The 18,092-nt window shown below is 60.9% G+C and carries 25 protein-coding genes; all 25 read left to right on the forward strand.

From position 1 onward, the window contains the following. On the forward strand, positions 1-1,434 hold the full coding sequence (locus HUV26_RS13195; RefSeq protein WP_174410599.1) for a DUF1073 domain-containing protein: 1,434 nt from the start codon (positions 1-3) through the stop codon (positions 1,432-1,434). Beyond that, the gene (locus HUV26_RS16700) at positions 1,418-2,677 is read left to right on the forward strand and encodes a phage head morphogenesis protein (RefSeq protein ID WP_205245146.1); all 1,260 of its coding nucleotides are present in this window, start codon (positions 1,418-1,420) and stop codon (positions 2,675-2,677) included. The genes HUV26_RS13195 and HUV26_RS16700 overlap by 17 nt, the downstream gene beginning before the upstream one ends. Next, the gene (locus HUV26_RS13205) at positions 2,674-2,928 is read left to right on the forward strand and encodes a DUF4926 domain-containing protein (RefSeq protein WP_174410600.1); all 255 of its coding nucleotides are present in this window, start codon (positions 2,674-2,676) and stop codon (positions 2,926-2,928) included. Before HUV26_RS16700 ends, HUV26_RS13205 begins: the two co-directional genes overlap by 4 nt. A 218-nt stretch (positions 2,929-3,146) precedes the next feature. After that, the gene (locus HUV26_RS13210; RefSeq protein ID WP_174410601.1) at positions 3,147-4,433 is read left to right on the forward strand and encodes a DUF2213 domain-containing protein; all 1,287 of its coding nucleotides are present in this window, start codon (positions 3,147-3,149) and stop codon (positions 4,431-4,433) included. 1 nt (position 4,434) lies between these two features. Next, positions 4,435-4,902, forward strand: a complete 468-nt coding sequence (locus tag HUV26_RS13215; RefSeq protein ID WP_174410602.1) for a structural cement protein Gp24 — start codon at positions 4,435-4,437, stop codon at positions 4,900-4,902. A gap of 31 nt (positions 4,903-4,933) precedes the next feature. Next, complete coding sequence (locus tag HUV26_RS13220; protein WP_174410603.1) at positions 4,934-5,869, forward strand: DUF2184 domain-containing protein; 936 nt, start codon at positions 4,934-4,936, stop codon at positions 5,867-5,869. Between the two features lie 9 nt (positions 5,870-5,878). Next, a complete protein-coding gene (locus HUV26_RS13225; RefSeq protein ID WP_174410604.1) occupies positions 5,879-6,181 on the forward strand; it encodes a hypothetical protein in 303 nt (100 codons plus the stop codon). Next, positions 6,182-6,583 carry a DUF4054 domain-containing protein gene (locus tag HUV26_RS13230; RefSeq protein ID WP_174410605.1) on the forward strand — a complete coding sequence of 134 codons (402 nt, stop codon included), beginning with the start codon at positions 6,182-6,184 and terminating at the stop codon, positions 6,581-6,583. Between the two features lie 2 nt (positions 6,584-6,585). Beyond that, on the forward strand, positions 6,586-7,086 hold the full coding sequence (locus HUV26_RS13235) for a hypothetical protein (RefSeq protein WP_174410606.1): 501 nt from the start codon (positions 6,586-6,588) through the stop codon (positions 7,084-7,086). A gap of 2 nt (positions 7,087-7,088) precedes the next feature. Continuing rightward, positions 7,089-7,448, forward strand: coding sequence for a hypothetical protein (locus HUV26_RS13240; RefSeq protein ID WP_174410607.1), 360 nt, complete (start codon positions 7,089-7,091; stop codon positions 7,446-7,448). Next, entirely contained in the window at positions 7,441-8,028 is a 588-nt protein-coding gene (locus HUV26_RS13245) for a phage neck terminator protein (RefSeq protein ID WP_174410608.1), read from the forward strand. Before HUV26_RS13240 ends, HUV26_RS13245 begins: the two co-directional genes overlap by 8 nt. A gap of 4 nt (positions 8,029-8,032) precedes the next feature. Next, positions 8,033-9,502 carry a DUF3383 domain-containing protein gene (locus HUV26_RS13250; RefSeq protein WP_174410609.1) on the forward strand — a complete coding sequence of 490 codons (1,470 nt, stop codon included), beginning with the start codon at positions 8,033-8,035 and terminating at the stop codon, positions 9,500-9,502. 19 nt (positions 9,503-9,521) lie between these two features. Continuing rightward, on the forward strand, positions 9,522-9,974 hold the full coding sequence (locus tag HUV26_RS13255; RefSeq protein WP_174410610.1) for a phage structural protein: 453 nt from the start codon (positions 9,522-9,524) through the stop codon (positions 9,972-9,974). 3 nt (positions 9,975-9,977) lie between these two features. Beyond that, positions 9,978-10,397, forward strand: coding sequence for a phage tail assembly chaperone (locus tag HUV26_RS13260; RefSeq protein ID WP_174410611.1), 420 nt, complete (start codon positions 9,978-9,980; stop codon positions 10,395-10,397). Between the two features lie 47 nt (positions 10,398-10,444). Continuing rightward, a complete protein-coding gene (locus HUV26_RS16945; protein ID WP_274602463.1) occupies positions 10,445-10,576 on the forward strand; it encodes a DUF6889 family protein in 132 nt (43 codons plus the stop codon). After that, positions 10,577-12,286: a hypothetical protein gene (locus HUV26_RS13265; protein WP_174410612.1), complete on the forward strand. Its 1,710-nt coding sequence runs from the start codon at positions 10,577-10,579 to the stop codon at positions 12,284-12,286. It begins immediately after the preceding gene. Then, a complete protein-coding gene (locus HUV26_RS13270; RefSeq protein ID WP_174410613.1) occupies positions 12,283-12,822 on the forward strand; it encodes a phage baseplate protein in 540 nt (179 codons plus the stop codon). The genes HUV26_RS13265 and HUV26_RS13270 overlap by 4 nt, the downstream gene beginning before the upstream one ends. Continuing rightward, positions 12,822-13,139, forward strand: a complete 318-nt coding sequence (locus HUV26_RS13275; RefSeq protein ID WP_174410614.1) for a phage baseplate plug family protein — start codon at positions 12,822-12,824, stop codon at positions 13,137-13,139. Before HUV26_RS13270 ends, HUV26_RS13275 begins: the two co-directional genes overlap by 1 nt. Then, positions 13,136-14,038 carry a phage protein gene (locus HUV26_RS13280; RefSeq protein WP_174410615.1) on the forward strand — a complete coding sequence of 301 codons (903 nt, stop codon included), beginning with the start codon at positions 13,136-13,138 and terminating at the stop codon, positions 14,036-14,038. The genes HUV26_RS13275 and HUV26_RS13280 overlap by 4 nt, the downstream gene beginning before the upstream one ends. Before the next feature lie 4 nt (positions 14,039-14,042). Further along, positions 14,043-14,825 (forward strand): Gp138 family membrane-puncturing spike protein, encoded by a 783-nt coding sequence (locus HUV26_RS13285; RefSeq protein WP_174410616.1) that lies wholly within the window; start codon positions 14,043-14,045, stop codon positions 14,823-14,825. Continuing rightward, a complete protein-coding gene (locus HUV26_RS13290) occupies positions 14,822-15,175 on the forward strand; it encodes a contractile injection system sheath initiator (protein ID WP_174410617.1) in 354 nt (117 codons plus the stop codon). The genes HUV26_RS13285 and HUV26_RS13290 overlap by 4 nt, the downstream gene beginning before the upstream one ends. Then, on the forward strand, positions 15,175-16,347 hold the full coding sequence (locus HUV26_RS13295) for a baseplate J/gp47 family protein (RefSeq protein ID WP_174410618.1): 1,173 nt from the start codon (positions 15,175-15,177) through the stop codon (positions 16,345-16,347). Before HUV26_RS13290 ends, HUV26_RS13295 begins: the two co-directional genes overlap by 1 nt. Then, on the forward strand, positions 16,347-17,027 hold the full coding sequence (locus HUV26_RS13300) for a DUF2612 domain-containing protein (RefSeq protein WP_174410619.1): 681 nt from the start codon (positions 16,347-16,349) through the stop codon (positions 17,025-17,027). The genes HUV26_RS13295 and HUV26_RS13300 overlap by 1 nt, the downstream gene beginning before the upstream one ends. 16 nt (positions 17,028-17,043) lie before the next feature. Then, the gene (locus tag HUV26_RS13305) at positions 17,044-17,811 is read left to right on the forward strand and encodes a hypothetical protein (RefSeq protein ID WP_174410620.1); all 768 of its coding nucleotides are present in this window, start codon (positions 17,044-17,046) and stop codon (positions 17,809-17,811) included. Then, a partial coding sequence (locus tag HUV26_RS13310; RefSeq protein WP_174410621.1) for a hypothetical protein occupies positions 17,811-18,092 on the forward strand: 282 nt, incomplete at its 3' end. The genes HUV26_RS13305 and HUV26_RS13310, both read left to right, overlap by 1 nt.

Below are 18,092 nucleotides of genomic sequence, written 5' to 3' on the forward strand. Positions count from 1 at the left end.
ATGGGCAGACGTAAAGATCACAAGCCCGGTGGTAAACACTGGAAGGATGGATTTGACAGCTTCAGCGCCAATCTTGGTCTGCAGCAGGACAACCTGTTGGCCAGGAGCGGCTATAAGCCGGGTAGCTACATCAGCCGCCAACCGCAGGTTCTGGAGGACATGTACCGCACGTCCTGGATAGTGGGCCGCATGGTGGAAGTAGTGGCCGAGGATATGGTACGCGGGGGTGTGGACATACAATCGGCAGATATGGAGGCTTCGGAGATTGACGCACTGCACCGGCTGCTCCGCATCACCGGAGTGCCGGGCAGGCTTGCCGACGCCATAAAGTGGGGGCGGCTCTACGGCGGCGGATTGGCCGTGATCCTGATCGACGGACACGACCTTGCCACGCCGCTTGTCATGGACGACATCGCCGAAGGCAGTTTCCGGGGGCTGTATGTATTGGACCGCAATCAGGTTGTTCCCTCGCAGGAAACCGTTACGGAAATTGGCGGCATGCTGGGATACCCCGAAAGCTACCGCATAAACACCCAAGCGTCGCTCGGTGGCACGGATATTCATTACAGCCGCTGCATCCGGTTCATTGGCGTGGACCTGCCCTGGCAGCAGCGCCAGGGCGAGCAGCAATGGGGTGGCAGTGTCGTAGAGCGGGCCTATGACCGGATACTGGCACTGGATAGCGCCACACACGGCAGCGCGAACCTGCTGTACAAATCGTTCCTGCGGGTCATAGGTGTGAAGAACCTGCGCGAACTGCTGGCGTCCGGGGGCAAGCGCGAGCAGGCGTTGACGAAAATGTTTACCATGATCCGGCAGTTCCAGAGCAATGAAGGAATCACCCTGCTGGATGCAGAAGACACGTTCCAGACTCACGGCTGGACCTTTGCCGGGGTATACGACGCCCTGCAGGCGTTTGCCGAGCAGATATCCGGTGCCACCGGCATTCCTCTGGTTCGTCTGCTGGGGCAGAGTCCCAAGGGCTTCAGCACCGGCGAGTCGGACCTGCGCATTTATTATGATACCATAGCCACCCAGCAGGAGGACGACCTGCGCCCCGCCCTGACCCTGCTTTTCAGCGTGGCTGCCCGTTCGTTGTGGGGCAAGCCGCTGCCGGAGAGCTTTACCTTTGACTTCCGCAGCCTCTACCTGCCCACGGAGGGTGAAAAGAGCCAGATAGCTACTGCGGACGCGCAAAGCGTTGCCGCGCTGCACTCCTCCGGGCTTATTCCCGCGCACATGGCTCTGGCCGAGCTGCGGGACGCCGGGCGCGTGACGGGCAGGTGGACGAGCATTACTGATGAAGATATCGACGCGGCACGCGAAATAGCCACCGCCCCGCCCCTGCCTGAAGGCATTGAACCTGCCGATTCCGCCGTTTTCGCTGACCCCGCTGATGTCGGAGAGGGTACCCCTAATGCCGCCGGAATCTGATCGCCCGGATAAGGGGCAACCGTGGCCCCATCCCTGGACGTTTGCGGACGTTGCCAAAAACAACGCCGAACAGGGCATGTTCCGCCCTTCCCGCGCAGCGGAGCGTGCCTATGAGCGCCAGCTGCGCGGCGTTGCCTCCCAAATCAAAAACGCGCTGGCCGATCCGAAAACCGCCGCCGACAAGCTACGCCGCTATGCCCGCGCGCTGGAACCTTGGGCGCGCCAGTCCGCCGCCAATATGATGTCTGGCGCTGTGCGCAAGAATGAGCAGGCATGGCGCAGCACCGCACGGCGCATGGGGCTGGACATGCGTATCTTCATGTCCACGGATGTGGGGCATGTGGTGCAGCAACGTATTGCCGACAATATGGCGCTGATAAACAGCATGGTGGTGGAGGCCGCCGACAGGGTGGGCGCACTGGTGCAGGAATCCATGATCACGGGGACGCGGGCGGAGGCACTGGCCGACAAGATTGCCCAAATAGGCAACGTGAGCGTCAAGCGGGCAAGGGTTATCGCAGCGACAGAGGTGAGCAAGGCCAGCACGGCGCTCACTCAGGCCCGCGCAGCCAGCGTGGGCAGTGAGGGGTATATCTGGCGTACAGCACGGGACGGCGATACCAGAGACAGCCACCGGGCCATGGAAGGCAAGTTCGTGCGCTGGGACAGCCCGCCCACGCTGGACCGGATGACGGGTCATGCCGGAGAGTTTCCCAACTGCCGGTGTTATCCTGAACCGGTGATCGCCAACGATGCAGGCAAGACCTTCCGGGCACCGCTGCCCACGGCGGTACAGGAGGAAGCAGCAGGAACCCACGTGCTGCGCAGCCATTGGGAAAAGCTGCCCACAAGTCCTGTGGTGCCGCATATGCAGGGCGAGGCGCTGGTGGGTGCGGACGCGGCGATGTTCGACCTGCGCAAGGCGAGCGCTTACGTGCTGTCGCCCGACAGCCACATCGGCAAGCATAAGGCACGTATGTTTCAGGCGGCGCTGGGATTCGGCCCGGAACACGCCGAGGAGCTGCAGCGCCAGGTCATGGGGTTGCTGCCCATGCTACCCGCCAGCCGCAAACCAGATGGCGTGGACAGTTACGGCGAACGCTTCGAGGTCGAGGTACCTGTTACCGGAGCCAACGGCAAAACAGTTGCCGTAAAGACATCATGGATATATGATCAGGTCGCCAATGCACGCAGGCTCACCCCCAGGCTGATTACCATGCGTGTGAGCGGGAAAAAACCATGAGCTATGCAGAACTGGATACAATACGGACCTCAGGCCCGCTGACCGTGACAGATGACGGTACAACCCACCATATCCCGGCCGGGACGGAGGGCACCGTTGTGTATGTCCACGACCGGGCTGCGGCCTACGAAGTCGAATTTGTTCTTGCCCCCGGCTCTTACGGTCCCAATGACGAGATCCTAGATTATCCTGTGGAGTGCCTTGCTACCCTCACACCGGACCAGATTACGGAAAGGGCTCCCGATGCGTGATTTTACGATGTGCGGGCCGTTTTTGTATCAGGGCGGGGCAATGTCCCCGTTGCGCATCCTTGATGCAATACGCCCCGTTTACCTGCCGTTTACTTGCGGTGCTATGTAGCGCCGCCTGATCTGCTTCGGGCTAGTGCCCGCATCCCCCCCCGGTAACGCCACATCCTGAACATCATCAGGGTGTGGCGTTTTTGTGTGCGCGGTATGGTTTGTTCATCATGCGTTACTACACCGCCACCCAGCTTTCCGAGAACATGTTCACCACGCCCGAGGGCTACCTCCTCTGCGTTGGCGTACCTATCGCCCGAACCGGTGCCATGGAATACGCCGCCCACGAGGTGCCGTTTGGCAATGGAGACGGAACAGTGGTGGTGCTGCGGTCCGAGGATGTTGTCTTTGATCCGGAGACTATCTCCAGCTTTGAAGGCAAGTCCGTGACCGTGGATCATCCCGACGAGTTTGTGACCCCCGAGACCTGGCGCGAACTGACCGTTGGTCTGGCCCAGAACGTCCGGCGCGGGGTGGGAGAACAGCGGGATCTGTTGTTGGCGGATCTGCTCATCACCGACAAGGAGGCCATTGCTCTGGTTCGCGGGGGGCTGCGCGAAATATCGTGCGGGTATGACGCGGAATACGAAGGGCTGGGGCCGAATATGGGCAGGCAGGTGGACATCAGGGGTAACCACATCGCGCTGGTACATCATGGCCGATGTGGAGCCCGCTGCAAAATCAACGACAAGGAGACCCCCATGGGGAGCAAAAGCACAAAAGGGAAGGCCGGGTTTTGGGATCGCCTGTTGTCCAAGCCGGGATTCAAAAAGGCCATGGACGAGGCGCTGGAAGAAGAACGCACGTCTGCGAAGGATGAAAGCGAGACCGAAGCCGGAAAGGATAGCCCGGATGAAGTCGAACAGCAGGCCACCGATGAGGATGGTCTGGAACGGATTGCAGCCGGAGTGGAAGAAATCAAAATCATGCTGCGCGCCCTGGTCGAAGGGCAGGGCAAGACGGCCGATGAAGGTGCTGCGGAAGATGAAGGTCAGGCACAGGATGAAGACCAGGAGCAGGAAGACGAACCCGAACAGCGTCCCACCGGCGACCGGGCCTTGTCCAGACCGGCCAGCACCGGGCGGACCGGAAAATCCACACGTACGGCAGACAGTGACACGCTGCGTCGTGCCGCCGTCCTCGCACCGGCGCTGCGGTTCCGGACGGGCGATTCGGCTTGCACCGTCAAGCGCACTGCGCTGCGTATGGCCATGGGTGATGCCGCGCTGGAAAAGGTCATATCTTCCTGCCTGCGCGGCCAGAGTCTGGACAAGGCCGACCGGGTGACCGTGGACGCCGCATTCATTGCGGCAAGTGAGCTGGCCGCCGTTGGTAATAACCGGCGCACCGCCGATGCGCTCACGCGCGCCACGACAAAAGACTTCGGCAAGGCGGTAACGCCTGCAGACATCAACCGCATGAACCGTGAATACCACGACAAGGCACAGGGGAAATAGCATGACCGCCTATCTGGAACGTATGCCCGCCGGGATTCCCGGCGATGTAACCCGCAAGGGAAACGCGGTGCTGGAACCCAACATGATGGGAGCCGCCGCGCTGCCCTTTGGGGCAGTGATACAGCTGACAGGCGGCAAGGTGGCCGCCATAGCCGCCGGAGGCACTGTTTACGGCTTTCTGGTGCGCCCTTACCCCATGCAGAGTACGGAAACCGCCATGGGAGCCGGGGCGATGCCTGCCAACGCTTCCTGCGATGTCATGCGTAGCGGGTATATGGCCGTTACCCTGAAGAGCGGCACCCCCGCAAAGGGCGCTCAGGTGCATGTGCGCGTGGTCGCCGGTGCCGGGCGCTTGGTTGGCGATCTGGAAGCCGCAGCGGACGGAACGGATACCATGGCCGTGCCCGGCTGCTTCTTTATGGGCGCATCGGATGCCAACGGCATCACCGAGATCGCCTACAACGTCTAGCCAAACATCTAGACAGTAAAGGACAACACCTATGTATACGTTCGACAAACGCACAGTTGATTCCGCCGGCGCATTCATGGTCGGTGAACTGGAGCGCCTGGACAAGACGCTGCACGCTCCGCTGACCAGTGTAACCTGGAACCGTGATATCGACCTGCGCAGCGATGTGACCATCGCGGATGAAGCCAGTTCGTTTACCAACAGCTCGTTCGGGGCCGCAGGTGGCGTGAACCCCGGCGGCAAAAACTGGGTGGGTAAGAACTCCACCCAGATTGCGGGCATCGCCCTGGACATCGACAAGACAGCGCAGCCTCTGCGTCTGTGGGCAATGGAACTCGGCTTCTCCATCCCGGAACTGGCTGCCGCCGAGCAGCTCGGCCGTCCCATTGATACGCAGAAGTATGAAGGACTCAGGCTGAAGCACAACATGGACGCAGACGAGATGGTCTATGTGGGCGACTCCCTGGTCGGTGCCACGGGCCTGTGCAACCACGCGGGGATTACTCCCGAAGGCGTGACCACGACATGGGCAACCGCCACCGGCGACCAGATTCTGGACGATGTAAACGGGTTGGTTGAAGAAACCTGGAAGGCCGCAGGATACGCGGTGTGCCCCACGCACCTTCTGCTTGCTCCCCGCAAGTTCGCGCTGCTCAGCCGCCCCATAACCGCTGCGGGCAGTATGAGCATCATGGAATATATCAGCACCCAGTGCATCTCCAATGCCATCAACGGCCAGCCTCTCAAGATTCATCCCGTTAAATGGCTCACCGGACGCGGCGCTGGCGGCGTGGACCGGGCCGTGGCCTACACCAAGGGTGAACAGTTCGTCCGCTTCCCCATGGTGCCGCTGCAGCGCACCCCCGTGGAAAATCGCAGTTTGTACCAGATCACCACCTACTTCGGCCGTCTGGGCGAGGTGGAGTTCGTATACCCCGAAACCGTCGGTTACGCGGACGGCATGTAAGGAGTAGCCATGCAGGTCATCAAGGTAACCCGTTCCTTTGCTCTGCGCCACGCGGGCAAGCAGGAGCGCCGCACGTTTACCGTGGGAATGCACAAGGCAACCCAGGAAGATATGGAACACTGGTACATGCAGACCGCCCTGAAGGAGGGCTGGGCTGATGTGGTGGTGGAAGCGCCTTCCGAGGCCACGCCCGAAGATTACCCCGCAGAGGTGGAAGCTGTGCCTGTAGAGGGACAGGACTCCACTCAGGCGGAATCGGCGGAACCGGCAGAACCGGTCGTAAACACACAGGCCAAGAAGGCGAAGAAGTAGATGGGCATCACCGTTGCCGAGTTCCGTGCCAGCTTCCCCCAGTTCGGGGAAGAGCAGTTCCCCGATGGCCGGGTTACCTTCTGGATCGGTCTGGCCGCCAAGCAGCTTGCCGAGGACCGTTGGGACGAGCTGTGGCCGGAGGGCGTGTGCCTGTATGCGGCGCACCACCTTACTCTGGAGCGGGCCGCCACGCTGTCCTCGGACGGCACGGGCGGCATGCAGGCGGCAGCGGGCGCGGTGGTGTCCAAAAGCAAATCCGTGGGGTCCGTGAGCACATCGGAAAGCCGTGCCGGTGCAGCCGCCACAGGCAGCCCGGAGGCCGGGCACTGGAACGACACGATCTACGGCAAGCAATACTGGCAGTTGGCGAAACTCGTCGGAGCCGGTGGACTGGTGGTGTAGCCATGCAGGGCAAGATGACCATGCGTCAGGTGCTGGACAAGACCGCGTCCATCCGCAAGGCGGTGCAGGCGATTACGGAGCAGGATGTATACATCGGCATCCCCGAAGACAAAACCGACCGCACGTCCGGAGGCATCAGCAACGCCCAGCTGGGCTACATCCACGAGTTTGGCGCACCTGCCAACAATTTGCCCGCGCGGCCCGCACTGCTGCCGGGCATCAAGGACATACAGGAAGATGTCGCCGCGTTGCTCAAGGACGCGGCGGCATCCGCCCTGGCCGGAAACGAAGGGGCAGTTGAACGAGCTCTCAACAAGATCGGCCTGCTGGGCCAGAACAGTGTGCGCTCCAAGTTTGTGGACAACGAGTGGCCAGCGCTGCTCAACCCAAGCCCAAAGCGCCAGAAGCGTGGCGCTCTCAATCCCCTGCTGGATACCGGCCAGCTGCGTAAAGCCTATACCTACGCCGTGCGTAAACGCGGTGCGAGCCTGGTGCTGAAATGAACATGCGCGAACTGATCACGGACCCGGAACTTGGTGCCCGGACCATCGACTTTGAGCGGATCACGGAGACAGTGGACGACAAGGGGCGCGCTGTGCTGGTCACGGTAGGGGACAATGCCGTCGGCATTATCCAGCCCGCGCCTGGTGAAGAACTGGAGCGCCTGCCTGACGCGGACAGGGGGAAGGACAGCATTATGGTGTTTATCACGGTACGCCTGACGGCGGGCCGGGACGGCGAAAAGCCGGACCGGGTGCTGCACGATGGCAGGCGGTACCGCGTCTCGCTGGCAGAGTTTTGGCCGGGGGATGATGGATACACCAAGGCCTTGGCCGTACTGGAAGAGGAAACACCCGATGCCTAACACCAGTGCCACAGGCGGGTATCTCGCCCTGACGTCCGTTGCACCGCTCTCCATCATTGAGGATGCCCTGCATGATCTTATCGCAGGCATTACCGGATTGCAGGGCAGCCTCATCAGGCCGCGTTGGCAGCCGGAGCCACCGCGCCAACCGAAGCCGAGCGAGACATGGTGTGCCTTCGGGATCATGGACCACGCCGTTTCAAATTTTCCAGAGGTGCGCCACGTCGGTGCCGGGGACGGCAGCGATGAGATCATTACCCAGTCGCGGTTGACGGTCATGGTCGCCTTCTACGGCCCTGAAGGCGACGCAACCACCCTGTTGCTACGGGACGGCCTGCATGTGGCGCAAAACCGCGCCGGGTTACGCGCCATGGGGCTGGCCTTTGAATCCGCCGGGGATGTAACCCGCAATCCGGAGCTGGTGGGTAACCGCTGGCTGCCCAGGTCGGACATGACAATTTTCTTCCGGCGTGAAACGCGCCGGACAGTCGCCACTCTCAACCTGCAACACTGCGGCTGCGGCATCCTGGAAACCGATTGTGATCTTTCGGTTCCCCTGGGCGGCGGCTGCGCGGAGTAACATCATGGCCTCTACGCTTTCCGTGGACCGCGTGGTCCGCGTATCGGTCAACCTGCAGCCCAAAGCAGCTCAGCGTCGCAATTTCGGCGTGCTGTGCATTGCGGGCAGCAGCGACGTCATTATGCCCAATGAGCGCATCCGTTACTACACCGGCATTGACGGTGTGGCCAACGACTTCGGCGTGGACGCGCCGGAGTACAAGGCTGCCGAGCTGTTCTTCAGTCAGACGCCGCGCCCCTACATTCTCGGCATCGGCCGCTGGATCAAGGCGGACACCCCTGCCTACCTCATTGGCGGCACGGTCACGCAGACGGCCGTATCGGACTGGTCCGGGATTGCGGATGGTGCGTTTGGGCTGGTCGTAAACGGTACCGGCATCACCGTGGACGGGCTGGACTTTTCCGGCACCACCAACATGAACGGCGTTGCCGGAGTCATTGCCGCAGCCTTGGCTGCAGACGGCGCAACCTGCACATGGGAAGGGGATCATTTCCGCGTCGCCACAATCGGCACCGGCGCGGAGCAGGCCCTCGGCTTTGCCGTGGCACCCGGAGCCGGAACGGACATCAGTGCCAAATTGGCTGTGACCGAAGCACTGGCGCTGCCGCTCGTCGCAGGCATGGACGCCGAAACGCCGCTGGAATGCGCGCTGGAACTGGCCGATCATTCCGGAGGCTGGTATGGCCTGACGTTTGCGGATGCTCTCACCACGGCGGAACATCTCGCTGTTTCCGGCTATGTAGAGGCTGCCTCCAAAAGCCGCATGTATGCAGCAACCGTGACGGACAGCCGCATCCTCTCCTCCACTGTGACGGATGATCTTGCCTCCCAGCTCAAGGCGCTGGGCCGTAATCGCACCTTCGTGCAGTACAGCGCCAACCAGTACGCAGCCTGCTCCGCTCTGGGCAGAGCGTTTACCGTTAACTTTAACGCCAACCGCTCCACCATCACGCTCAAGTTCAAGCAGGAACCCGGCGTGGTCGCAGAAGGATTGACCGAGACGCAGGCTACAACCCTGACCAGCAAGAACTGCAACGTGTTCGCCGCATACGACAACGACACGGCCATTTTGCAAGAAGGCGTCATGTCGGGCGGCGCATTCTTCGACGAGATCCACGGGCTGGACTGGCTCCAGAACGCCGTGCAGACCGAATGCTACAACGCCCTGTATCAGTCCAAAACCAAGATTCCGCAGACCGATGCAGGGGTAAACCGGATTGTCGCCACCATATCCAAGGTGATGAAGGAAGGCGTAAACAACGGCCTGATTGCCCCCGGCATGTGGAATGCCGACGGATTCGGCCAGTTGGAAACCGGCGACTACCTGCCCACCGGATTCTATATCTATGCACAGCCGGTGGACGACCAACCGCAGTCCGAGCGTGAACAACGCAAGGCACCTCCTATTCAGGTGGCTGCAAAGCTGGCTGGTGCCATCCACTCTGTCGATGTGCAGATCGACGTAAACAGATAGGTCCAAGAGGAGTATCAACATGGGAGCATATTCGTTTCTGGATGTGCAGGCATCTATAGACGGGCCTGGCGGAGCCTTTTCCCTGTCCGGAGCCGGGAACGCCGAAGAAGGCATTTCCATCGACCCCACCGGCGACAAGAGCGCCATGACGGTCGGGGCCGACGGCAAGGCGATGCACACACTGTACGCTGATCGTTCCGGCACCGTTACTGTGCGGCTGCAGAAGACCAGCACGGTAAACGCGCAGTTGCAGAACATGTACAACTACCAAACCACCTCCGCCCGCTACCACGGGCAGAACACCATTGTGGTGCGCAACCCCATCTCCGGCGACGTGATCACGTGCACGGAAGTGGCCTTTGCCAAGCAGCCCTCCAATGCCTACGCCAAGGAAGCGGGGAACATCGAGTGGACCTTCCACGCCGGAATCATAGACACCAAACTGGGCACCGGAACGCCCGAAGTGGAGTAACCCATGGGAAAGGAATTTGAGATCGGCGGCGTGAAGTACCGGGCCGGAAAAATGAATGCGTTTACCCAACTGCATATTGTGCGGCGTCTGCTGCCGGTGCTGCCCGGGTTGGTGGAGCTGCAGCACGTGGACTGGAAAAACGACGAGGCCGCCAGCATCAGCGCCCTGGCCACCGCATTGCAGAACATCCGGGACGAGGATGTGGAATACGTGATCAACGCCTGTCTGGACGTGACTGAGCGCCGCAACCCCGGTGGCGATGGCTGGGCCAAAGTTCGGGTGAACGGAGCGACCATGTTCACTGTGGGCCTTGTGGACATGCTGAAGATTGCCATGGAGGCAGTTCAGGAGAACCTTGCCGATTTTTTCGGCGCGTACCGCTCCCTTTCCAGTCAGGAGGGGACGTCCACGTCGACTGGGTAAGCCTGCCCGGTGGCGAGGACTGGCTGCTGAAGCCGGTGCTACGCGGCATGTGCCGGTATGAAAGCCTGAGGGACGGAACGCTGTCACTCGCGGACGTGGCGCTGATGAACGATGCCCTGACGGTGCAGGACGAAAATTCGAGAAGGCTGGAAAAAGCCTTGGAAAGGAACAGGAAGTAGATGCTGGGCGGAAAGATAGCCGAGTTCATGGCATCCATCGGCTTTGAGGCCGACGAGAAGTCGCTGAAGACGAGCCTGACTCAAGTTGCCGCCTTCGGTGCTGCCATAACCGCCATTGCGGGTGGCATCTACGCTGGCATCATCAAGGTTGCCCAGGGCGAGGCGGAAATGGCCATCACGGCGCAGCGCCTGGGCACCACTGCCGACCGGATCGCAGAACTGGGCTACGTGGCCGAACAGTCCGGGGCCAGCATCGATGCGGTCACCAGTTCCATGGAGGGCATGATCGCCAATAACCCGCGCATCAAGGACGCCGCCAAGGCGCTGGAGATGGCGGGGGAACGCATGCGGGGCATGTCCGAGGCACAGCGCCGCGCCTATGCAGCCCGCATGGGCATTGACCAGTCGCTCATTCCCGCCCTGACAGGCGATGTTGCCGCCCTCAAGGATGAGTTCCGGCAGATGTATGCCGTTGCCGGAATCGATGCCAAGGCCGCAGCCGAGGCCAGCAAGGGCTTCATGGCGGAGCTGGGCAAGCTGCGCACCATGGCGGTGCTTCTGGCCAAGGGCGTGGCGCTGGCCTTTATCGGTAAGATGCGCCGCGACATAGAGCACCTGCGCCGGGTAATCATGGAGAACTTCGACAAGATCAAACGACTCTTCGAAGCCGTGATTACCGTGGTGCTTCGCATTGCCGCCGTTTTTGGGGCGTTTGTTTACCGGGTTATCAAGCTTGCGTCGCAGGCTGTGGCCTGGTTCGACAAGCTGGATGAGGGCACCAGAAATCTCATCCTGGGGGCCTTCGGGTTGCTCGCGGCTTGGAAGGTGCTCAACATGGGCTTTCTCGCCACGCCGGTGGGCATGCTGATTACGGGACTGCTCGGTATCATCGCCCTGGTCGACGACCTTATGACTTATATGGAAGGGGGCGAGAGTTTCTTCGATTGGGGGCCGTGGGTGGGGCAGATCAAGGCGGTCGTGGAGGGCTTGGCCCCTCTGCTCGCCGCGTTGGGCAAGTTGGCCGAACGGGTGCTGCCTCTTATCTCGGCTGCATTGAGCCGCATCTGGAGCTTCATCAATGAGATGGCTGCGACTGTCGGGAAGACCATTCTGGACGCCTTCGGAGGTGGTTTCGGAGGTGCTGCGGCATTTGTTGATACGCTGGGAGATGCCATTGAGCAGATAGCCTCAATCATCGGTGCCGTTTTTTCCGTTACCGCTCCCATGGCTGTGGACATTTTCACGTTCGCCCTGGGCGGTATCGTGGACTATCTGCGCATGCTCATGCAGGTGGCCACGTCCATTGCACATGCTTTTGTTGCTCTGTTTACGGGGGACTTAACCGGCGCAGCGGATGCCTTTCTTGATGCCTTGCGGGCAGTATGGGATTTCCTCGGCTCCATCGTGGGCCGGGTTAAAGACCTGGTGGGAGGTGTCGGAGGCAAGCTGCTCGGTGTGCTTGGTATAGATGTGGGTACAAATGGTGATGCTGTCCGTGCTGCAGCGCAGACCAATACTGCGGCGCTGGTACCTTCGCATAGCGAAACCGCCAGCTATGACAACAGCAAACGGTCGACAGAGGTAACCAGCACAACCAGCATCACCATCACCGGTGCAGGCGATCCTGCAGCCGTGGGTAATAACGTGGCGCAGCGGCAACAGCAGGTAAATGCGGATCTGGTCCGCCACACCAGAGGGGTTGCCCGATGAGCGATGTGCTTTCCAAATCCTCCGGGCCGGTACTGCTGCGGCCCACGCGCAGTATAGGCGGACTGTATCCCGATGTGGTGGTCGAGGAAAGCCACGAAGATGCCCTGCAGGTCACCGAGCACCCCGTTGAGCAGGGCGCGGCAATCAGCGACCATGCGTTCAAAAAACCCGCAACGGTGGTCATCCGGGGCGGAGTTTCCGATGCCAGTGCGGAAAACACCGGCGGGGAACGCCGGAGCGTAGAATTTTACAACACGCTACTCGAGCTGCAGAAATCGCGTGAACTGTTCGACCTGGTGACGGGCAAGCGCCTGTATCGCAACATGCTGCTGGAGACGCTTTCGACAGTTACTGACAACGCCGGAGAACATGCTCTGATGTTTACTGCGGCCTGCAGAGAAGTCGTCGTCGTAACCACACGCACGACCACGGTGCCGCCACGTAGCCGCCATGCCCAGCCGGGAAAGACCGGCGCAACATCAGACGCGGGACAGAAGCAGCCCAGGCAGAGCATTTTGAAAGGCGGGTTTGGCTAATGACGACCTTTATCATCCCCCTGACCCCGGAACCGCAGTCGTTCGGCATTACCTTGGCTGGTCGCGAGCTGCGCCTGACCATTCGCTGGTTTGAAACTGTGGAAGGCGGATGGGTGATGGATGTTTATGAACCGGAAAGCGCCGCCCCTATTGTGTGCGGAGTACCGCTTGTTGCCGGTGCCGACTTGTTCGGTCCGTATGACTACCTGAATCTGGGGGGCGAGCTGCGCATTGATAGTGAGTTACCCCCTGCCTATGACACGCTGGGCAATGGCGTTGATCTGCTGTTCATAACCTCGGATGGAGAAAGCGCATGATAGATCAATGGTTGCGGCAGTGCTCCCTGATAGTTGCCGGATCTGGCTCTCGCGGGCTTGAACTGGGCGACCTGCGTGTATCGTTTACTGTTCGCAAGGGCGACCTGGAAACACCCAACAGCGCGGAAATACGGGTTTACAACCTGTCTGCAGACACGGCCAACCGCATCCGTCGGGAGTTTACCCGCGTGGTGCTCATGGCCGGTTACTCGCAGCTCGGTACTATCTTTGACGGTACAATCCGGCAGGTCCGTCAGGGCCGTGAAAACGGTACGGACACCTGGCTGGAGATCATCGCGGCGGACGGCGACGGAGCCTACAATTTCGCCACGGTAAACACCACGCTGGCCGCAGGTTCCACTCCGGCCGACCGCGTGAGCGTGTGCCAATCGTCCATGGCAGAAAAGGGAGCCGGGACGGGATACATACCGGACCTGGGCAACCAGGCGCTGCCGCGCGGCAAGGTCATGTACGGCATGGCCAGGGAGCATATGCGGGGCATTGCCGAAACTACTGACACTGGCTGGAGCATACAGGACGGCAAGGTGCAGATGCTGCCACGGAACGGGTATCTGCCAGGCGCGGCCGTTGTGTTGACGCACGAGACTGGCCTGGTGGGCACCCCTGAACAGACACAGGACGGGATCAAGGTTCGCGCACTGCTCAACCCCCAGCTGCGGATAGGTGCCCGCGTCAAATTGGACAACGCCAGTGTGCAGCGCGTGAAGACAGACCTGAAGGCAAACACGGTGCTCGCGCCGGCGCTGGACCACGACGGTATATACCGGGTGCTCACAATTGAATATCGCGGCGACACACGCGGTAACGACTGGTATGCGGACATGGTGTGTCTGGGGATTGATGATACGTCGCGGGTACCGCTGGACGTGGCGAGGTAAAGCAATGGACAGAAGAGAACGACAGGACGATCCGGTAGAAGCCATGCGCACCGCCCTTGATGGGAGGCAGGCAGCCCTGTGGACTGCTTTGCCCGGTATCGTGGAGAGCTTCGATCCGGATGCGGAAACCGTATCCGTGCAGCCCGCCATTAGTGGCACGGTGCAGGATGAAGCGGGTCGCAGCAGGTCTGTGAATCTGCCGCTGCTGGTCGACGTGCCGGTGGTGTTCCCTGCCGGTGGCGGGTTTACCCTGACGTACCCTATCCGGAAGGGGGATGAATGCCTGGTCATTTTTGCCAGCCGGTGCATAGACGCATGGTGGCAAAACGGCGGCATCGGGCGGCCCTTGGAAACACGGATGCATGATCTGTCTGACGGATTCGCGTTTGTCGGCCCCCGCTCTCAAGTGCGCCGCCTTGCACCGGGAGTGGATGCTGACAACGTGCAGCTGCGCACGGATGACGGCAAGGCGCACGTGACCATGATGCCGGACTATACCATCCGCGCACAGAACCCTGCGGCGAAGGTCGAGTTGACCCCGGCAGGCGAAGTCTCGGCCGAGGCCAACGTGCAAATCACCCTTAAGGCTCCCTCCTTAACTATCGAGGCAAACGCCATAAACATGTCCGGCACCGGGGGCGGCAGCGCGGCCTTCAACATGGTGGGCGATATCAATCAGGATGGCAGCCATACCAGTACCGGCGACCAGGTCGCAGGCGGGATCAGCCAGATGCACCACACCCACCCCGGCGACAGTGGCGGTACCACGGGAGAACCTAACGCATGAAATACCGTAGACTGGACGCAAACGGCGACATGGTGATGGGGCACGGCGATGCGGACTATCTGCAAGACAGCCCGGAGTGTGTTGCACAGGCAGTTGCCACCCGGCTGCGGCTGCTGACCGGAGAATGGTTTCTGGACCTGCAGGAGGGCATTCCCTACGCACCCGCAGTGCTGGGTAAACACACCAAGGAAAGCTACGACCCGGTGATCCGCGCCCGCATTCTGGAAACGGAAGGGGTGACCGCCATCACGGAATATGAATCCGTTTTTGATGGCGAAACGCGCAAGCTCACTGTGAATGTGACCATTGAAACCGTTTACGGTGCCGCAAGTGTGCAGGAGGTAATGTAGTGGCAGCTCGTGCATATATCGACGAGACCGGATTTCATGCGCCATCGTACCCGGAGGTGCTGGAAGACCTGCAGGCGGCGCATCGCGCCATTTTTGGCAACGACGTGTATCTTGAGCCTGATTCGCAGGAAGGCCAGATGCTCGCTGTATTTGCCCTGCGCATTTACGATTGCTACACGCTGGCTGGCAGTGTTTACAATGCATATTCCCCCCAGACGGCGCAGGGTGCGGGATTGTCGCGATCGGTAAAGATCAACGGCCTGCAACGGCGGCCCGCCAGTTACAGCAGTGTTGACCTGCGTATCATCGGTCAGGTGGGCACCATCATCACCAACGGGATTGCCAAGGACAGCGCCGGGCAGAATTGGTTGCTGCCTGTAACCGTGACCATCCCCCAGGGAGGCGAAATAACGGTCACCGCGCAGGCCGAAAAAACTGGTGACGTGCGCGCGGCAGCCGGAGAAATAACGGTTATCGCCACCCCCACGCGGGGATGGCAGCAGGTTTCCAACCCCGCTGCGGCCATTGCCGGTGCGCCTGTTGAAACGGATGCTGCATTACGCCGGAGGCAGACCATCTCCACTGCGTTGCCGAGCCTTACCGTGTTTGAAGGCACCTTGGGAGCCGTTGCCTCATTGCCCGGCGTGACCAGATCGCGCGGATACGAGAATGACAGCGACGCGGTGGATGCCAACGGCATGCCGCCGCACAGCATCTGCCTGGTCGTGGAGCGCGGGGACGCGACAGCCATAGCCACGGCAATAGCCGCGAAGAAAACACCCGGAACCAGCACATACGGTGATGTGGCCGTGCAGGTGCAGGACAGCTACGGCTCTCCTCTCCTCATCCGCTTCTATCGCCCCCAGTTGCCTAGGACGATCGTGGACATCGAGATCCGTCCGCTCAGCGGGTATCTGGCCGTTACGGCGGATGCCATCAAGGCAGGGGTTGCAGACTATATCAATGCGTTGCGCATAGGGGACGACCTGCTGCTCTCTAAGCTCTACACCCCCGTAAACGCTGCGGACGGCAGCGCCCGCACGTTCGACATTCTATCTCTGCGCGTTGCTACAGAGGGCAATGATTTGGCTGCGTCCAATATCGTCGTGCCGTTCAATGCCGCTCTGGCCTGCGCTGTAGACGATGTGACCGTGACGGTGGTGGAGGCATAATGGCCATATCCGACTATCTGGCGCTGATATCCTCGCAGCATCGGCATCGCCCCAAGTTTATGGCCGTGATGGAGGCCATTCTGGCACCGCTCTGCGGCATAGATAATGTGCTTCAGGAAATGCGGTGCGCATTCGATCTGGACAGCGCGGTGGGAGTGCAGCTGGATAAAACCGGCGAGTGGATCGGGCGTAGCCGCCGTCTGAGCGTGCCTCTGACGGATGTGTATTTTTCATGGGACGCCGACACCGTCGGGTGGGGACAGGGTGTCTGGAAAGGCCCGTATGACCCTGCATCCGGGATGGTGAGCCTGCCGGATGACGCCTACCGCAATCTCCTGCGGGCCAAGGTCGCCGCAAATGACTGGGACGGCACAATACCCGGAGCATACACCATTTGGGGAGCCGCCTTCGCTGCCACAGGCAGCATCATACTTATACAGGACAATCAGGATATGAGCATGGTTGTCGGCATTGCGGGCGTCCCCCCCGATGCAGTCATGTGCCAGTTGCTTTTGCAGGGCTACATTCCGCTGAAACCGCAAGGCGTGCGTGTGGCCTATTTCGCCGTAACCCCGTCCACTGATCCTGATGCCGCAGCGCTGTTCGCGTGGGATTGTGACAGCGCCGGATTGGCCGGTTGGGGTACGGGCAATTTCCCGCAGATTCTGTACCCATCGTAAACAGTGAGGAAGTGTAATGCCGCTTAACGAAGGCGCCGTAAACGACATACTATCGTTTGCCCATGAAGGGTTGGAAAGCAGCGGAGACCTGCTGCCGCTAGCCGAATATGCAACGGACAACATGCGCCTGCGCGGGCATCAGCCCGGTATTGCACGCCGCGATCTTGCCAACCGGGTTGCCCGGCAGGCCGCGCTTGTTGCCGCCGGGGTGGCTCAGTTCATTGCCAATCGCTATCCCGCTGGTGTGCTGGATAACGGCGATCTGGACGCCATAGAAGCCGGATTGCTGGCTGCGGTAAACAGCGTACTTTCCGGACACGCGGAACGCAACGACAATCCCCATGGTGTGACGGCGGCACAGGTTGGTGCAGCGGATGAAGACCACTTCCACATCACAGAAGAGATTGTTGACCTGCTCCCGACGTCCCACCAGTGGCTGGCAGGCCAGCGCTATCCCGTATCCACGCTGGTTGCCGTTGACGCCGCTGTAACGTGGGACATGGCCGCAAACCCGGTGGCGCAGATCACGCTGACCGATGCGGTGACAACCGTGACGCTGACCAACGCACAACCCGGTGCGACCTATGAGCTGACCGTGCGGCAGGACGCAACCGGAGGGCGGTCCATCGCGTTTCCGGCATCGGTCCTCTGGCCCGGCGGCACAGCGCTGGAGGTGACGCAGGACGCCAACGCGGAGGATTTAGTCATGTTCTCGGTGCGCGCCTCCATCGGTTCGCCTGTCATTCGCGGCTTTGCCGCACTCAACATGCAGGTGGTGGCGTAATGAGTGTTTTCCGACATCCCGCTGCAGCCTTGGGCAGCAATTCCGGTCTGCGTAACTGGTTCGGCGATGGGAGTGACGGGGATCTGCGCCTCACCGTTGCCGCCGGTGCCGAGCAGTCGTTTGACGGCGTGTCGTGGTCGCCTATGCCCGGCTGGACCAATACTGCCGGGCTGATAACTGTGCCGTCGGTTCAGGACGGCGACATGGTGGTGGTCAACGCCCGCAATTTGACTGTGGAGGCCGGGGTTACACTGACCACTGCGAACCGCTGCCGTGGCCTG

Source organism: Desulfovibrio psychrotolerans (assembly GCF_013340305.1).
Classification (GTDB): domain Bacteria; phylum Desulfobacterota; class Desulfovibrionia; order Desulfovibrionales; family Desulfovibrionaceae; genus Halodesulfovibrio; species Halodesulfovibrio psychrotolerans.

What these genes read in the sequence shown, in the direction of transcription:
- HUV26_RS13195 (WP_174410599.1), top strand. Translation starts at nt 1, where the DNA reads ATGGGCAGACGTAAAGATCACAAGCCCGGTGGTAAACACTGGAAGGAT.
- HUV26_RS16700 (WP_205245146.1), top strand. Translation starts at nt 1,418, where the DNA reads ATGCCGCCGGAATCTGATCGCCCGGATAAGGGGCAACCGTGGCCCCAT.
- HUV26_RS13205 (WP_174410600.1), top strand. Translation starts at nt 2,674, where the DNA reads ATGAGCTATGCAGAACTGGATACAATACGGACCTCAGGCCCGCTGACC.
- HUV26_RS13210 (WP_174410601.1), top strand. Translation starts at nt 3,147, where the DNA reads ATGCGTTACTACACCGCCACCCAGCTTTCCGAGAACATGTTCACCACG.
- HUV26_RS13215 (WP_174410602.1), top strand. Translation starts at nt 4,435, where the DNA reads ATGACCGCCTATCTGGAACGTATGCCCGCCGGGATTCCCGGCGATGTA.
- HUV26_RS13220 (WP_174410603.1), top strand. Translation starts at nt 4,934, where the DNA reads ATGTATACGTTCGACAAACGCACAGTTGATTCCGCCGGCGCATTCATG.
- HUV26_RS13225 (WP_174410604.1), top strand. Translation starts at nt 5,879, where the DNA reads ATGCAGGTCATCAAGGTAACCCGTTCCTTTGCTCTGCGCCACGCGGGC.
- HUV26_RS13230 (WP_174410605.1), top strand. Translation starts at nt 6,182, where the DNA reads ATGGGCATCACCGTTGCCGAGTTCCGTGCCAGCTTCCCCCAGTTCGGG.
- HUV26_RS13235 (WP_174410606.1), top strand. Translation starts at nt 6,586, where the DNA reads ATGCAGGGCAAGATGACCATGCGTCAGGTGCTGGACAAGACCGCGTCC.
- HUV26_RS13240 (WP_174410607.1), top strand. Translation starts at nt 7,089, where the DNA reads ATGCGCGAACTGATCACGGACCCGGAACTTGGTGCCCGGACCATCGAC.
- HUV26_RS13245 (WP_174410608.1), top strand. Translation starts at nt 7,441, where the DNA reads ATGCCTAACACCAGTGCCACAGGCGGGTATCTCGCCCTGACGTCCGTT.
- HUV26_RS13250 (WP_174410609.1), top strand. Translation starts at nt 8,033, where the DNA reads ATGGCCTCTACGCTTTCCGTGGACCGCGTGGTCCGCGTATCGGTCAAC.
- HUV26_RS13255 (WP_174410610.1), top strand. Translation starts at nt 9,522, where the DNA reads ATGGGAGCATATTCGTTTCTGGATGTGCAGGCATCTATAGACGGGCCT.
- HUV26_RS13260 (WP_174410611.1), top strand. Translation starts at nt 9,978, where the DNA reads ATGGGAAAGGAATTTGAGATCGGCGGCGTGAAGTACCGGGCCGGAAAA.
- HUV26_RS16945 (WP_274602463.1), top strand. Translation starts at nt 10,445, where the DNA reads ATGTGCCGGTATGAAAGCCTGAGGGACGGAACGCTGTCACTCGCGGAC.
- HUV26_RS13265 (WP_174410612.1), top strand. Translation starts at nt 10,577, where the DNA reads ATGCTGGGCGGAAAGATAGCCGAGTTCATGGCATCCATCGGCTTTGAG.
- HUV26_RS13270 (WP_174410613.1), top strand. Translation starts at nt 12,283, where the DNA reads ATGAGCGATGTGCTTTCCAAATCCTCCGGGCCGGTACTGCTGCGGCCC.
- HUV26_RS13275 (WP_174410614.1), top strand. Translation starts at nt 12,822, where the DNA reads ATGACGACCTTTATCATCCCCCTGACCCCGGAACCGCAGTCGTTCGGC.
- HUV26_RS13280 (WP_174410615.1), top strand. Translation starts at nt 13,136, where the DNA reads ATGATAGATCAATGGTTGCGGCAGTGCTCCCTGATAGTTGCCGGATCT.
- HUV26_RS13285 (WP_174410616.1), top strand. Translation starts at nt 14,043, where the DNA reads ATGGACAGAAGAGAACGACAGGACGATCCGGTAGAAGCCATGCGCACC.
- HUV26_RS13290 (WP_174410617.1), top strand. Translation starts at nt 14,822, where the DNA reads ATGAAATACCGTAGACTGGACGCAAACGGCGACATGGTGATGGGGCAC.
- HUV26_RS13300 (WP_174410619.1), top strand. Translation starts at nt 16,347, where the DNA reads ATGGCCATATCCGACTATCTGGCGCTGATATCCTCGCAGCATCGGCAT.
- HUV26_RS13305 (WP_174410620.1), top strand. Translation starts at nt 17,044, where the DNA reads ATGCCGCTTAACGAAGGCGCCGTAAACGACATACTATCGTTTGCCCAT.